Here is a 15,485-nt window from a genome sequence, read left to right on the forward strand (position 1 = left end):
GCAGGCTCACTCCTACACTTGAAACGCGTTCCCCTGTAGGAGTGAGCCTGCTCGCGATAACGCCAGTACAGGCACCGATGCATCCGCTGCATAAAACCCATTCCCCAAACGCACTTGCCGAACACCCCTGCCGACGGCGAAAACCCTCACCTGTCCCACTGACCGGTGAACCCCATGCCCATCCCGACCAACCTCGTACGCAACGTGCTGTACATCATGTGCGACCAACTGCGCCGCGATTACCTGTCCTGCTACGGCCATCCACATCTCCATACGCCGAACATCGATCGTCTCGCTGCCGCTGGCGTGCGTTTCAGCCGCGCTTACACCCAGGGCACGATCTGTGGCCCTTCGAGAATGTCGGCCTACACCGGGCGCTATGTCAGCAGCCATCAAGTAGCCTGGAACGCCGTGCCGCTGCCGCTGGATGAACTGACGATCGGCGACTACCTGCGCCCGCACGGCATTCGTACCGCTCTGGTCGGCAAGACCCACGCCACCGCGAATGTCGATGCCTTGCAACGCCTGGCAATCAACCCTGACAGCCAACAGGCCGAAATCCTCAACGAAGTCGGCTTCGAACCCTACATGCGCCATGACGGCATCTATCCCGACGACCCGCTGTTCGACGATAAGCGCGAATCCGCCCCCTACACCCATTACCTTCGCGAACAGGGCTTCGACGGCCGCAATCCCTGGCACGACTGGGCGAACGCCGCCGAAGGCGCGAACGGTGAAATCCTCAGCGGCTGGAAAATGCGTCATGCGAATTTGCCAGCACGAATTCCCGAGCAACACTCAGAGACTGTCTACACTACCAATCGAGCCATCGACTTCATCACCGAGCAAGGCGAGAAATCGTGGTGTTTACACCTCTCGTACATCAAACCGCACTGGCCCTACATCGTACCAGCACCATACCACGACTCGTACAGTACGAAATCGATTCTCGAACCGATCCGCGCGACGCCCTCCGAAGCCAGCAAACACCCCGTATACACGGCCTTTCGTCAACATCAGGAAAGTCTCAACTTCTCCCGCGACTCAGTACGATTGACTGTAATCCCTACCTACATGGGCCTGATCAAACAGGTGGATGACCAACTCGGGCGGCTGTTCGATTTTCTGCAGAGCAATGGTCGTTGGGACGACACGTTGATTGTGTTCACCAGCGACCACGGCGACTTTCTCGGCGATCACTGGCTGGGCGAGAAGGAGTTTTTGCTTGAACAAGCGGTTGGCGTGCCGCTGATCGTGCGCGACCCGCGTGCGGCAGCGGACGTCACCCGCGGCACGGTTGATGAGCGACTGGTGGAAACCATCGATGCACTGCCGACATTTCTTGCGGCGCTGGGATTGCCGGGCGCCGAGCATCGCCTTGAAGGGCGCTCCTTGATTCCCCTTCTGCACGGCGAGAATCCCGATTGGCGCCGCTATGCAATCAGCGAATACGACTACGCCTTCCAGGCGCCAGCGCGAGAGCGGTTGGGCCAGCCGATCGACCGCTGCCGCATGACCATGGTGCGCAGCGAGCGCTGGAAATACCTGGCGTACGACGGCTTTCGCCCGCAGTTGTTTGATCTGCTGAATGATCCGCAGGAGCTGCGCGATCTGGGGATGACCCGGCGTATGCGGCGGTGCGCGAAGAGCATGCGGAGTATCTGTTTGAATGGCTGCGCGGGTTGAAGCGACGCACGACGATCAGCCATGAGGAGATCAATTTGCGCGGGCAGCGGTTCCGTTATGGAGAGCCAGGGGCTGAGAGAGTCGTGCAGATTGGGGTTTGGTAGCTGCGATCAAGTGATCGTTCCCACGCGCAGCAAAGGAATGCAGTCGGGGACGCTCCGCGTCCCAACAGCGAACGCAGAGCGTCCATAGAGGCATTCCCACGCAGAGCGTGGGAACGATCATTCAACTCAGGCTCGAAAAGCCCCCAATCTGCTCCCTCTCCCTCTGGGAGAGGGCTGGGGTGAGGGGCTTTTGGCTCTTGGCCTTCAATCCCGCCCTTTGAGGGTCTGGCTACGTTGCCCATTCACCCCCACAGCCACCTCGCCTTTCAACGTGACACGACGCACCACCCGATCCTGCGTGCCGTAATCATCGATCGCATAATGCTGCGTCGAGCGGTTGTCCCAGATCGCCACATCACCGGCCTTCCAGCGCCAGCGCACGGTGTTTTCCTGACGGATCACATGGCTCTGCAACAGCCCGAACAGGTGCGCCGAGTCCGCCTGCGAATAACCCTTGATGCGTTTGACGAAATGCCCCAGCAGCAAGCTCTTCTCTCCGCTGATCGGATGCACCCGGACGACCGGATGCTCAGTTTCGTACACCGTCGAAGTGAAAACCTTGCGGTAGCGCTCAAGCTTCTCCGCCGAAACATCCGGCTTGGCGCTGGCGTAGTCGTATTCGTTGCTGTGCACGGCGATCAGTTTGTCGGCCAGTTCACGCAACTCGCTCGGCAGGCCGTTGTAGGCCGTGGCGGTGTTGGCCCACAGCGTGTCGCCACCGAATGCCGGAGCCACCACCGAGCGCAGGATCGAGGCTTTCGGGTAAGCGTCGACGAAGGTCACGTCGGTGTGCCAGGAGTTGGCACGCTGACCTTCGGCGCCGTCCAGTTCAAGCAGATAACGGGTGCCTTCGCGTGAAGGCACGGTCGGGTGCGCCACCGGTTCGCCTAGTAGATGCGCGAAGGCTTCCTGACGTTGATCGTCAAGCTGCGTCTGTTCACGGAAAAACACCACCTTGTATTCGATCAATGCCTGCTGAATGGCTTCGACCGTGGCGGCGTCCAGCTCACCGGACAGGTGCACGCCACGAATCTCGGCGCCGATACGACCGGCCACCGGGTGAATTTCCAGCGCATGGACAGCGGGTTTTACAGCGAGTGCGGCATTGCTCATGGGGAGATCCTCATCGACTGCTTGCGGTTGGCGGCAGCGAAACAACGCTCTATCAATATTCTATTTACATCTAACAAATAGGCGCGTGCTTCGTTGACGGAATAAGAGCTTGCATTTAAAACCTCAGGTAAGCCTCGTCGCAAATGCCTTCGAGCTATTTTTAGGATGCCGGAAAAGCATATGGATCTTCGCCAGTTGCGCTACTTCATCGCCCTCAACGAACACCGCAGTTTTGTCCGTGCGGCGGACGCGATGGGCATCACTCAACCGGCGTTCAGCCGCAGCATTCAGGGGTTGGAGCAGGAGTTCGGCTGCGTGCTGGTGGACCGCGGCAACAAGGATTTGCGCCCCACCCCCGAAGGCCAGGTGGTGCTGCAGCACGCCCTGAGCCTGGTGCAGGGCGCGGCACTGCTCAGCGCCGAAGTGATGCAAATGACCAAGCTTGATGCCGGTGAAGTGCACTTCGGTTGCGGCCCGGCGCCGGCGGTGAAACTGGTGCCGGATGCGGTGGCGCAGTTCATCAATGCCCACCCGAAAGTGCGCACCTGTTTCCAGGTGGATAACTGGGAAAAGCTCAGCCGCGCGCTGAGCCGCGAGGAGATCGAATTCTTCATTGCCGACATTCGTCATTTCGAGTCCGACCCGAATTTTCAGACCCAGGCGCTGACGCCTAAACGCGGGGTGTTTTTTTGCCGTCCGGGGCATCCGTTGCTGGCCAAGGAAAGCCTGTCGACCAACGACATGTTCGACTATCCGCTGGCGACCACGCTCATCCCGCCAGGGATTCGCAAACTGCTGGCGAACCTCAGCGGCCGCACCGATTTCTCCCCGAGCATCGAGACCGAGCATTTTCCGGCGCTGGTCAAAGTGGTGCTGCAATCGAATGCGATCGGCGTAGGCACCGAGGAGGCGTTTGTCGAGGACATTGCCAAGGGTTCGCTGGTGCTGCTGCACTGGCGTAACTTGCCGCAGAATCTGGAGAGCATGAATGCGCGCTGCGGCATCGTCAGTCGCACCGGGTTTCGCTTGTCGCCGGCGGCAAGGGCGCTGATCGAGACGCTGGTGGCGGTGGATAAACAGCACATCAGCGTCGCCGTATGAAAACCCTTCGCGGCAGACGCCGATCGTTCCCATGCTCCGCGTGGGAATGCATCAATGGACGCTCTGCGTCCGCTTTTGGGACGCAGAGCGTCCCGGGCTGCATTCCCACGCGGAGCGTGGGAGCGATCCGTTACCCTACAGCTTGGCAGCGGAGAGTTCAGGCGCCACCCAATCGCTGACCTTGAACGGCTTGCGAATCAGCTTCTGCTGCGCCGCCAGGTCCACCGAATCCTGCAATTTGCCGAGGAACACCGGCTCGAGCGTCGACTGGAACACTTCACGCAAATCCTGATCCTGCAAATCCTGAGTCAGGATCACGGGGGGGTAACTGGCCAGCCCCGACACCAGTTGCACGTAAGCGCCCTTGTTGCCGTCTTCGCTCAGCCAGTCAAAAGCTTGCTGCTGTGCCTTGAGCAGTTTCGCCACCACCTCGGGGTGCGCGTCGACAAACTGTGCCGTGCCCAACAGTACCGCCTGCACACTGCCGGCCCCGCCCAGATCCTTGGTATTGAGCGGCAACTCCGCCAGGCCTTTGGCTTGTAGCGCTGATAGCGCGGAGCTGCCCCATGAAGCATCGATCTGCCTGGCCGCCAGTGCGGCGACCGCCGCGTTGAAGTCCAGGTTGATGACCTTCAAATCCTTTTCGCTCAAGCCCTGACTGGCCAGCGCCGCGTCGAAGGAAAGCTGTGTCGCGGTGCCACGAAAGATTGCCACGCGCTTGCCTTTGAGATCCTGCAGGGTCTTGATCCCCGACCCCGGCACCACGCCAAGATACTGCTTGACCCCGCGTGCCGTGGCGCTGAGCAGGCGGGTGTCCAGCCCGTTGGACTTGCCAATGATTGCCGCCAGATCACCCAGATACGCCAGATCGACCTGACCGTTGGCGAACGCTTCATTGATCACCGGCCCTGCGCCTTTGAAAAAGCTCCATTGAATCTTGATGCCCTGCTCGGCAAAGGCTTTTTCGAAGATCTGCTGATCGCGCAGCACATCGACCACGCCGCCACCACTGTGCTGAGTACCGGCGCTCAGGTCAGGCACGGCAATGCGGATTTCCTTCAGCTCTTCCGCGTGGGCGCTGAACGCCAGCAGGCCAGCCAGCGCGGGAACGGCAAACAGACTGAAAACTCGTTTAAAGGGAAGGTTCATGGGTACAGCTCCTTGATCACCACTGGGCATTGAGGAGCCGAAAGTAGGCCGAAGCGGGACCTGCGCTTAAATACTATAAATGCACATTTTTATAGCTTAACGAGCTAAGCGAACGCGGCTGAGGCTTGCAGCGGCATATGCATTGGCAGCATCGAAAATATTCTTCGAATGCATTGGATGCGCCTGAGCTGGAGGCCTTAAATGGGCTGGCTTATCTCTCGATAGCATTGATTCGCTATTTGTTAGATCAATTTTGCATACGGTCCGTCTGCATCCGACAACGGAGGTCAACCATGGCCCGACACTCCCTGCTCAGCCTGCCGCTGCCGGCGCCACCGCTCAAGCGCCAACCGATCTGGCCTGGTCTTAACCAGCGTGTGTTGCCGTGGCTGCTGCCGCTCGCTCTGTTCGCACTGTGGTGGCTGGCCGCGCGTAACGCCTGGATGAGCGAGCAGATTTTGCCGGCGCCTTCGCTGGTCTGGAACAGCGCCGTGGAGCTTGCGCAAGGTGAACTCTGGAATCATCTGTGGATCAGCCTGCAGCGCTTGTTCTGGGGTCTGCTCGCAGGAATTTTCGCGGGCGCCATACTGGGCGCTGCGCTGGGTTTCAGCCAACGGCTGGAGCGGTTGATTCTGCCGACATTCGCCGGGCTGGCGCAGGTGCCGACACTGGCCTGGATTCCCCTGTTCATGGTGTTTTTCGGCATTGGCGAAGTGCTGAAACTGGTGGTGCTGATCAAAGCGATCGTGGTGCCGGTGACCTTGCACACACTGGTCGGGGTGCGTGATGCGCAACCGAAATTGCGTGAAGCGGCAGCGGTCCTGCGCCTGCCGCCACCCCTGCTGATTCACCGCCTGGTCCTGCCCGCTGCCCTGCCCGCGTTCATGGCGGGCGTACGTCTGGCACTGGCCGCCGGGTGGACCTCGCTGCTGGCCGTCGAACTGCTGGCGTCCAGCGAAGGCATCGGCTACCTGATGGTCTGGGCGCGGCAGTTGTTCATGCTCGACATCGTGTTCGTGTGCATTGTGGTCATCGGTTTGCTCGGCGTGGCCATGGATCGCGGCATTGGTCTGCTCGATCGCAAACTGGTGCATTGGCCGCATCCAGCGACGGCCGAAATTCGTCGTGGCCCGCGTTATCAAGGCTGGCAACGACTGCAACCGTGGCTGCTGCCGCTGAGCTTGCTGGCGCTGTGGCAATTGGCGGTCGATCAGCAGTGGGTCGATGCCAACATTCTGGTCAGCCCGCTGGCCGTTCTGTTAACCGCGTGGGAAGGTCTGCGCGACGGAACCTTGAGCAGCGGCCTGGCCCTGAGCCTCGGACGCACAGTCGGCGGCTTGCTGCTCGGCGGCGGGCTCGGTTTCGCCCTCGGCTTGCTGCTAGGGCTGTCGCGCACCAGTGAACGCTTGCTCGGTCCGACGCTGGCGGCGATCCGGCAAATTGCGATTTTCGCCTGGGTGCCGCTGCTCACCGCGTGGTTCGGCCTCGGTGAGTTGGCCAAGTGGGTGTTCGTCGCTTTCGCCGCATTCTTTCCGTTGTTCATCGCCACGCAACGCAGCGTCGCCAACCTCTCGCCGCAACTCAACGAAGCCGCGCAGGTGCTGCGCCTGAGCCTCGGCCAACGCCTGCGCCGCCTGGTGTTGCCCGGTGCCGCGCCGGGCATTTTCGCCGGCCTCAGGCTGAGCCTGATCTACGCCTGGCTCGGCACTATCGGCGCCGAATACTTCATGCCGTCCAACGGCGGCATCGGCAGCCAGATGATCGGCGCACAGCAACTGCTGCGCATGGACCTGATCATGGCCGGCATGCTCCTGGTCGGCCTCACCGGCGCCCTGCTCAACCTGATCGGCCAACGCCTGGAAATTCGCGCGACCCGCTGGAGACACGCATGAACGCACCGATTGTCAGCTTCAACCACGTAGGCAAATCCTTCAACGTTGATGGCTTCGAACTGGAGGCCATCCACGAATTCAATCTGGACATCGCCGAGGGCGAGTTCGTCGCCATCGTCGGTTCCAGCGGCTGCGGCAAATCGACCTTGCTGCGCTTGCTGGTCGGACTCGATACGCAGTTTCGCGGGCAGATCAGCGTGGACGGCCAGCCCGTGACCGGCATCGGCAGCGAACGCGGCATCGTCTTTCAGGAGCACCGTTTGTTTCCCTGGCTGAGCGTCGCCGACAACATCGGTCTGGGCTTGGTCAATGAGGCGCTGAGCGCCGCGCAGAAGCAACAGCGGATCAACGATTTCATCGATCTGGTCGGCCTGCGCGACTTCACTCGCGCCTATCCGCACCAGCTCTCCGGCGGCATGGCCCAGCGTGTGGCGATCGCCCGCGGACTGGTTGCCAGCCCACGGATTCTGCTGCTCGACGAACCCTTCGGCGCCCTCGACGCACTGACCCGCCAGCAGATGCAGGACGAGCTGCTGGCAATCCGCGAACGCGCAAAGATCACCACCATTCTGGTCACCCATGATGTTGAGGAAGCGATCTTCCTCGCTGACCGCGTGGTGGTGATGGAGCCGCGTCCCGGAAGGATCAAGCAAGTGGTCGACATTGCCCTGCCGCACCCGCGCCAGCGCAGCAGTTTCGACTTCCATCAGCTACGTGAAGAACTGCTGCACGAACTGACCAGTGATGACCATTACCAACCGAGCGTGCCGGTGCAGATACGCGATCTGCCGCTGACGTTCATTGCCTGCTGAACAGGAGTTTCGCAATGCCGCAACGTCCCAACTTTCTGGTGATTCTGGCCGACGATCTAGGCTTCTCCGACATCGGTGCGTTCGGTGGCGAAATCGCCACGCCGAACCTCGATGCGCTGGCGAACAATGGCCTGCGCCTGACCGACTTTCACACCGCACCGACCTGCTCGCCGACCCGCTCGATGCTGCTCACCGGCACCGATCACCACATCGCCGGCATCGGCACCATGGCCGAAGCGCTGACGCCCGAACTGATCGGCAAACCGGGTTACGAAGGCTATCTCAACGACCGCGTGGTGGCGTTGCCGGAGTTACTGCGCGAGGCTGGTTATCAAACTCTGATGAGCGGCAAGTGGCACCTCGGTCTGACCGCCGAACTGGCGCCGCATGCGCGCGGCTTCGAGCGTTCGTTTTCACTGTTGCCGGGCGCGGCCAACCACTATGGTTTCGAGCCGACCTACGATGAGCAAACACCAGGCTTGTTGAAATCCACCCCGGCGCTGTATATCGAAGATGATCAATTCATCGACGAACTGCCCAAGGATTTCTATTCCTCCGATGCCTTCGGCGACAAGCTGCTGCAGTACCTCAAGGAGCGCGACCAGAGCCGCCCGTTCTTCGCTTATCTACCCTTCTCCGCACCGCACTGGCCGCTGCAGGCGCCTGCCGACATCGTCGAGAAATACCGTGGCCGCTACGATGCCGGCCCCGAAGTGCTGCGCATCGAACGCCTGGAAAAACTCAAAGCCCTCGGCCTGATCGAAGCGGATATCGAGCCGCATCCGCTGATCCAGCTCAGCGCGCAGTGGGACGCGTTGAGCGAGGAGCAAAAGCAGATTTCCGCGCGGGCCATGGAGGTTTACGCAGCGATGGTCGAGCGCATGGACTGGAACATCGGCCGCGTCGTCGATTACCTGCGCCAGCAGGGCCAACTCGACAATACATTCATCCTGTTCATGTCCGACAACGGAGCCGAAGGCGCGCTGCTGGAAGCGTTCCCCAAGTTCGGCCCGGAACTGATGACGTATCTGAACCAGCATTACGACAACAGCCTCGACAACATCGGCCGCGCCAACTCCTATGTCTGGTACGGGCCGAACTGGGCGCAGGTGGCGACCGCGCCGTCGCGGTTGTTCAAGGCCTTCACCACCGAGGGCGGCATTCGTGTGCCGGCGCTGTTGAACTATCCGCAACTGGCGCTCAAAGGGCAGATCAGCCACGGCTTCGGCACGGTGATGGACGTCACTCCAACGATTCTGGATCTGGCAGGCGTGAGGCATCCAGGCAAACACTGGAAAGGCAAAGCGGTAGCGCCGTTGCGTGGTAAATCATGGCTGGGCTTTTTGTCCGGCGAGACCGCGCAGGTGCATGACGAGCACACGGTGACGGGTTGGGAATTGTTCGGGCGCCGGGCGATTCGCCAAGGCTCATGGAAAGCCGTATGGATTCCCGGGCCGGTAGGGCCAGCGACGTGGCAGCTTTATGATTTGCGCAGTGATCCGGGGGAGATTCATGATCTGGCGCTGAGCCAGCCGGGCAAACTCGCTGACTTGATCGGGCATTGGCAGCGGTATGTGGAGGAAACCGGGGTGATCCTGAGCGCTTCGCCGTTTCAGCCGGATTGATGTTACCTGCACTATCGCCATCGCGAGCAGGCTCGCTCCCACATTTGAAATGCGTGTCCCTGTGGGAGCGAGCCTGCTCGCGATGAGGCCTTGGCAGTCGATCGTTAAGCTTGAGCCGTACGCACCTCTTTCTGTGCAACGGCATCCCGGCGTACAAACCGGTTCGCTCGCCCAAACGTGCCGAAATCATTGAACCGCACCCCCATCTCGCGCATCACTTTGTGCGCCACCGGCACGGTCATCTGGCGGATGTAAAACGGCTCCTTGACCACAAAATGATGAATCCCGTGGCTGCTGCCGAAGTTGAAGCAGAACGCCTGCAACGGCCACAGCCACCACGGGTTCAGCACCTGACATTGCTGCAGCACGTTGCCCGCCTCGACGTCGCCGTAGTAGTGCATGTTCGAGCTGATGAAGTGCAGGCAAAACGTGCGCAGCACATTCGGGCCGATAATCACCACAACGGCGATATCGATGACCTGCATCACCGCCAGCGTATTGGCTGACCAGTCAATCGGCGCGCCTAGTAGAGAGGCAACGCCGTTCGCTGTGTGAAAACCCAAAAACACATACCAGGCGCCCCAGTGCAGCAGCGCCAGCGGCGCGTAGACCTTGAACACGCGCTTGAGAATACCGAGCTTGTGCGCCCAGGTTTTGGCCCGCAACAGGCGGATGAAGGCTGACATCATGTTGTCGCCCACCATCAGCAGCCGCGCCAAACCCCACGGCTCGCCGTTGGTGATCGCACGTTCTTCCATGTCGGCTTCGGTACCGGAGACCTTGTGGTGATTGAGGTGCAACTGGCGCCGGATCCACGGGTTGATCGTGCTCGGCCGCGCCAGCCACACCAGGCCCATCATCAGGTTGTGCGGCACGCGCTGCTTGCGGAAATACATGCTGTGGATCAGGTCGTGCTCAAGCTCATGGGTCAGCGAGGCAAAAAACGCATTGAGCAAAAGGCACGCCCACCACGCCATGTGACCACTGATATACAGCGCTGCCGAGCCGATCATGCCGGCCAGGGCGAAGGCCAATATCCCTGCGCCCAGCGCGTCCTGATGCTGGAGAATCGGGTAGCGCTTGCGCAATTCCACGCCTCTGCCCAGCACCACCTCGCGAATATGCGCTGAGCGCTGCGTCGCATTGAGCCGCTGGGGGCTTGCAGAAGTACCGTCCATGCTTCCATCCTCGGGTCTAAGATGTGTGAATCGTGCCTTGCCGGGGCATCAATCGCGCTAGCCAAGAACGCCAACCTGTTGACCGGACGCGCCAATCAGCATGAAGGAACCGACCTCCCTCGCCAGCTGGACCCGTGCCCTGCGCAAGCAACTCGATGCGCTGGGGCTGGACAGTATTACCCTGTGCCAACAGGCCGGCCTCGACCCGAGCCTGATGGACGATCCCAACGCGCGCTATCCATTGTCCGGCACCACGCGTTTGTGGGCACTCGCTGTTGAGGCCAGCGGTGATCCGGCGCTGGGCTTGCGCGTGTCGCGCTTCGTCAGCCCGACCACCTTTCACGCGCTCGGCTATGCGCTGGTCGCCAGCGGCAGCTTGCGCGAAGTGTTCGAGCGCATCGTGCGCTATCACCCGGTCGTCAGTGATGCGCTGGAACTGGAGCTGAGCCGCAGCGCCGACCGTTATCAATTTCGATTGAAAGTCCCTGTGGGCAACCCGGCGCCGGCCTTCGAAGCCATCGATGCCTTCACCGCGATCTACGTGCGCACCTGCCGTAATCGCCTCGGCCGTGATTACGCGCCGCTGGCGGTTTATCTGCGCCGCCCTGAACCGACCGATGCCCATCAATGGCACAAAGTCTTTCGCGCCCCGGTGCATTTCGGCTGCGCCGAAGATCGCCTGGAGTTCGCCCTCGCCGACTTCGACAGCCACCTCGACGACGCCAATCCGGAACTGGCCGAACACAACGAAGCGGTGCTCAAGCGCACCCTGGCGCAGCTGCAACCGCTGACCTGGGAGCGCAAAGTGCGCGACGCCATCGAAGAACAACTGCCCGAAGGCGAACCCAGCGCCGAGCGCATCGCCCAAGCCTTGCACCTGAGCCTGCGCAGCCTGCAACGGCATCTGGCCGATGAAGGCTGCCGCTTCGACACCCTGCTCAACGAAAGCCGCGAAAACCTCGCGCTGCTGCACCTGCGCGATCCGCAGTGTTCATTGAGCGAAGTGAGTTATCTGCTCGGCTTCGCCGACACCAGCAGCTTCAGCCGCGCCTTCAAGCGCTGGACCGGGATGACGCCGGGGCAGTTTCGTGATCAGTTGCGCTGAGTTTCAACTGTTGAGCAGGCTACGCGTCAGCCCGGCAGACCACTGTTCGCTCATCGCAGCGCCCACCTCAGCGAAGGCCGGATGATTTGCGCTGAACTCGGCCATTTCGCCCATCGCTTCCTGTAACCCCTGCGCGACAATTTGCAGTAACTGGTTGCAACGCGCTTCACTCAGATTGCAGGCCGTACGACCAAATTTCGTTAGCATTTTATGCTTGGGCCACGCCTTCGAACCGCCCAAAAGCAGTGCCATGCTATCGCTCTTGATGTACACCGACGTAGTGATGATGTCGTATGCCGGAGCCAGCCTGACCAATGAGTTTTCCCCACAATCCTCGTAGAGCACACCAAAGTTTTTCAGGTGGGCATCGCCGTTTTTCAATGCTGCTGATAAAGCGACAATCTTGAAGAAAGCTTCCAGTGCGTGCTTGAGTAATGAGGGTGAGACAAACGCTTTGATCTGCCGTGCGACTCCTTCGTAAGAGCCATCGTATTTGGCCTTCGACGGCCAGCCGTTGAGCACGCAAAAATCTTCGAAACCGAGATATCCGGTGTCGCTCAAATCAAAACGCTCGATGACGAGAAATTTGCCATGCTGGCTGAGTTCGAAATGCGGCACGTCGAGGCCACAAAGTTGCGCAGCGCGCATGCAGAAATATTCGTTGGTTGCCAGTTCGGGAAACTCTTCGGCGCGGAAGGCTTTGACCAGATGAGTCGAGCCTCGGTGCGTCAGTCGGTCTATTGCAGCGGCACTATCACGCACCAACACTTTGGGCTGCACGCCGGAAACCCCGGAATACTGCCCGTAAGTCTGCAAAAGATCCTCGAACAAACCTTGTGCACCATCATGAACCAACAATTGAGCCAGCGAAGTCTCAGGTGGGCGATCGGTTGTCGAAGCGCTCGCTATCGAAAGCCGCCCGAGTTGATGCGGGCCGACGATGCCTAGTAAAGCGAAGTCATCGAAACCGCGCACGGCTTTGCTGAACCGCCGCATCAACTCATCGCGTAACGCACCCTCGGGCAGGTTCATCTCGAATATCGGATGGATGCCGCGTTCACAGCCATAACTTTCCAGGCGCGTCGGCATGGTCAGCGAAACGGCATTTTCATCAATCGCATCGTCCCGGTAGCTGAACACGCTGTCGACATGTGTTTGCCCGCGCCCCAGTTTTCCAATCTCACGGCCGCTTACGCAGACCTGCAAGCGGTCCAAAGCCTCAGTCATGGAAGTTCACCTTTCGCAGCGTGTCGAGCGTCGGACGTCGAGCGGCACGGGGAATTGCGGCCAGTTCGTAGCCGAATCCGTTAAGAATCGCTTCGACTTTGCGCAGGCCGATTTCGGAGATTGTGTTGTTTTCAATCCCCGAAATCGTTGCGCGGCTCATGCCGTATTGCTGCGCCAAAGCTTGTTGAGAGATTTTTTGGGCCTTTCGCAAGCTTTTGATCAACGCGCCAATTGTTTCCATCACCACCTCGAATGCATCATTAACAATGCAAAATCGTCTCAAATCACAAATTGCATCATTAACAATGCAATTCAATGAGCTTAGCGTAGATGGCCAGCCACCGCTAATGTCTCAGCACCACCCAAACCCCAACTCAAACACAGTACCCGCCGCATCACTCCTCACCCCCACCTCCCCCATGCAACTGCATGATCGACTGCACGATCGCCAGTCCCAACCCACCCGAATCCCCGGGTTCCGCCCGTGAGGGATCGACGCGGTAGAAGCGGTCGAACAGTTTGCCCAGATGCTCGGGCGCGATGGCGGGGCCGTGGTTGTGCACTTGCAGCCAGACCCGGCCCGGCTCGTCGCGGCGGCGCAGGCGGATAACGGTGCCGGGGTCGGCATGGCGCACGGCGTTGGCCAGCAGGTTGCCGAGCGCCCGTTGCAGCAATTGCTGATCGGCGAGCAGTTCGCCGTGCAGTTGGTTGTCCAGGCGCAGGTCGCGATCGTCCGCCAGGGCTTCGAAGTAATCACACAGTTCATCGCCGACGCTGTGCAGATCCAGCGGTTGCAGATTCAGTGCGCGCTCGGCCTGTTCGGCGCGGGCGAGGAACATCAGGTTTTCCGCCATGCGTTTGAGCCGTTCAAACTCTTCCATGTTCGAGGCCAGCACCTCCTGATATTCAGCTGTACTGCGCGGGTGATTCAACGCCTGGCCGTTGCTCGCCAGCAAGGTGTGCAGCGGCGTGCGGATTTCATGGGCGAGGTCGGCGGAGAACTGCGACAGGCGCTGCACGCTGTCATCCAGCCGCGCGAGCATGCCGTTGAGTGCTTGTACCGGCTCGCGCAGTTCTGTCGGTGTGCCTTCGGCGGGCAGACGTTGATCAAGGCTGCGCAGATCGATGCCGCGAACCGCTGCGCTCAACTGGCGCAACGGTCGCAGCCCACGGCGCAACAGCAACAGGCCAAGCGCAAAAGCGAGTAACGCACCGACGCCGACGGAGAGATACAAGCGCAGGCGATAACTGCTCAGCATCTGTTCACGCTCGCTCAGCACCTTGCCGGCAATCACGGTCAGAGATTCACCGTTCGGGCCCTGCGCCTGACCGGACAACAACGCCACTTCGGCACCGTCGCCTGCCTGCCATGTCAGCACGTCGCGACGTTGTGGCATCTGCTCGCGGGCAATCGCCTTCAAGTTCGGCAACTCGCGCTGGCGCGGGTTGATGGTGATCACGCTGGAGCCGTCCGCGCGGCTAACCAACAGCAGGCTGTCGAGATTGCCGAGCATGTTCTGATACAGCCGCGGCCGTGCCTGCAAGGCGTCGAGGCTGTCGCTGTCGGCGAGCAAGGCGCGCACTTGTTCGAGGCGACCCAGCAGGGCCATGTCGTCACGAAAGTCCAGCTCCGAGGCCAGCGAGCGATAAAGAAAAACGCCAATCGCGCTCAGCACCAATGCACAAACAATGGCGAAGGCCAGGGCCAGACGCCAGGCGATCGACTTACTCCACATCGTCCGGCGCTTCCAGTTGATAACCGACGCCGCGCACGGTGTGAATCAGTTTAGGCATATACGGATCATCGACCTTGGAGCGCAGACGGCGCACCGCCACTTCGACCATGTTGGTGTCGCTGTCGAAATTCAGGTTCCACACCTGCGAGGCGATCAGCGTGCGCGACAACACTTCGCCCTGGCGGCTGGCGAGCAATTGCAGCAGGGCGAATTCCTTGTTGGTCAGGGCGATGCGCTGGCCGCCACGACTGACGCGGCGGCGCAGCACGTCGATTTCCAGATCGGCGATCTGGTAAGACTCGGCCTCGCGCATCGGCCCGCGCCGCAGCAAGGTACGCACCCGCGCGAGCAGTTCGGCGAAGGCGAAGGGTTTGAGCAGGTAATCGTCGGCACCCAGTTCGAGACCGCGCACGCGGTCTTCAATGGCGTCCTTGGCCGTGAGAAACAACACGGGAGTGGCGCCGCGCTGGCGGATCAGTTGCAGCAATTGCCAGCCGTTAAGACCGGGCAGCATCACGTCGAGGATGATCAGGTCGTATTCCTGCTGCTCGATAAAGTAGCGGCCATCGAGGCCATTGAGCGCCACGTCCACGGCAAAACCCGACTCGCCCAGACCTTTGGCGAGGAAATTCGCGGTTTTGGCTTCGTCTTCTACAACCAGCAAACGCATGGCACACCTCGTTCATTAAGGCACACAGGCTAGGCGCCTTCGGCGGCGTTGCCCATTACAAACTTGTAATCCAACTGACGAGGTTCT

The 15,485-nt window shown here is 60.5% G+C and carries 11 protein-coding genes and 2 pseudogenes; 6 read left to right on the forward strand and 7 right to left on the reverse strand.

Annotation, left to right across the window (positions count from 1 at the left end):
• Window positions 1-174: 174 nt before the first annotated feature.
• A pseudogene (locus M0746_RS24610) lies at window positions 175-1,790 on the forward strand (alkaline phosphatase family protein).
• 204 nt (window positions 1,791-1,994) lie between these two features.
• On the opposite strand, the gene M0746_RS24615 reads toward M0746_RS24610, so the two are convergent.
• Entirely contained in the window at window positions 1,995-2,903 is a 909-nt protein-coding gene (locus tag M0746_RS24615) for a TauD/TfdA dioxygenase family protein (protein ID WP_258450937.1), read from the reverse strand.
• Between the two features lie 180 nt (window positions 2,904-3,083).
• Here M0746_RS24615 and M0746_RS24620 point away from each other — a divergent pair, with 180 nt between their 5' ends.
• On the forward strand, window positions 3,084-4,004 hold the full coding sequence (locus M0746_RS24620; protein ID WP_258450938.1) for a LysR family transcriptional regulator: 921 nt from the start codon (window positions 3,084-3,086) through the stop codon (window positions 4,002-4,004).
• A gap of 135 nt (window positions 4,005-4,139) precedes the next feature.
• On the opposite strand, the gene M0746_RS24625 is transcribed toward M0746_RS24620, so the two are convergent.
• Window positions 4,140-5,153, reverse strand: a complete 1,014-nt coding sequence (locus tag M0746_RS24625; RefSeq protein ID WP_258450939.1) for an ABC transporter substrate-binding protein — start codon at window positions 5,151-5,153, stop codon at window positions 4,140-4,142.
• A 293-nt stretch (window positions 5,154-5,446) separates the two neighbouring features.
• On the opposite strand from M0746_RS24625, the gene M0746_RS24630 reads away from it, so the two are divergent.
• From M0746_RS24630 to M0746_RS24640, 3 genes are read left to right on the forward strand one after another with little or no spacing between them, the layout of a single operon-like run.
• Window positions 5,447-7,045 carry an ABC transporter permease gene (locus M0746_RS24630; protein WP_258450940.1) on the forward strand — a complete coding sequence of 533 codons (1,599 nt, stop codon included), beginning with the start codon at window positions 5,447-5,449 and terminating at the stop codon, window positions 7,043-7,045.
• On the forward strand, window positions 7,042-7,857 hold the full coding sequence (locus M0746_RS24635) for an ABC transporter ATP-binding protein (RefSeq protein WP_258450941.1): 816 nt from the start codon (window positions 7,042-7,044) through the stop codon (window positions 7,855-7,857). Before M0746_RS24630 ends, M0746_RS24635 begins: the two co-directional genes overlap by 4 nt.
• Window positions 7,858-7,871: 14 nt before the next feature.
• Window positions 7,872-9,482 carry an arylsulfatase gene (locus tag M0746_RS24640; RefSeq protein WP_258450942.1) on the forward strand — a complete coding sequence of 537 codons (1,611 nt, stop codon included), beginning with the start codon at window positions 7,872-7,874 and terminating at the stop codon, window positions 9,480-9,482.
• Between the two features lie 104 nt (window positions 9,483-9,586).
• Here M0746_RS24640 and M0746_RS24645 read toward each other — a convergent pair whose 3' ends face one another.
• Entirely contained in the window at window positions 9,587-10,660 is a 1,074-nt protein-coding gene (locus M0746_RS24645) for a fatty acid desaturase (RefSeq protein ID WP_258450943.1), read from the reverse strand.
• 100 nt (window positions 10,661-10,760) lie between these two features.
• On the opposite strand from M0746_RS24645, the gene M0746_RS24650 reads away from it, so the two are divergent.
• The gene (locus M0746_RS24650) at window positions 10,761-11,765 is read left to right on the forward strand and encodes an AraC family transcriptional regulator (protein WP_258450944.1); all 1,005 of its coding nucleotides are present in this window, start codon (window positions 10,761-10,763) and stop codon (window positions 11,763-11,765) included.
• Window positions 11,766-11,768: 3 nt separating this feature from the next.
• Here M0746_RS24650 and M0746_RS24655 read toward each other — a convergent pair whose 3' ends face one another.
• The 4 genes and pseudogenes from M0746_RS24655 to M0746_RS24670 all read right to left on the reverse strand — a co-directional run bounded on the left by M0746_RS24655 (window position 11,769) and on the right by M0746_RS24670 (window position 15,398).
• A complete protein-coding gene (locus M0746_RS24655; RefSeq protein WP_258450945.1) occupies window positions 11,769-12,992 on the reverse strand; it encodes a type II toxin-antitoxin system HipA family toxin in 1,224 nt (407 codons plus the stop codon).
• Entirely contained in the window at window positions 12,985-13,233 is a 249-nt protein-coding gene (locus M0746_RS24660) for a helix-turn-helix domain-containing protein (RefSeq protein ID WP_258450946.1), read from the reverse strand. Before M0746_RS24660 ends, M0746_RS24655 begins: the two co-directional genes overlap by 8 nt.
• A 111-nt stretch (window positions 13,234-13,344) precedes the next feature.
• Window positions 13,345-14,728 (reverse strand): annotated as a pseudogene (locus tag M0746_RS24665) (heavy metal sensor histidine kinase).
• A complete protein-coding gene (locus M0746_RS24670; RefSeq protein ID WP_090288178.1) occupies window positions 14,718-15,398 on the reverse strand; it encodes a heavy metal response regulator transcription factor in 681 nt (226 codons plus the stop codon). The pseudogene M0746_RS24665 and the gene M0746_RS24670 overlap by 11 nt, the downstream one beginning before the upstream one ends.
• Between the last annotated feature and the right edge of the window lie 87 nt (window positions 15,399-15,485).

It is taken from the genome of Pseudomonas sp. S11P7 (assembly GCF_023195435.1).
Classification (GTDB): domain Bacteria; phylum Pseudomonadota; class Gammaproteobacteria; order Pseudomonadales; family Pseudomonadaceae; genus Aquipseudomonas; species Aquipseudomonas fluorescens_G.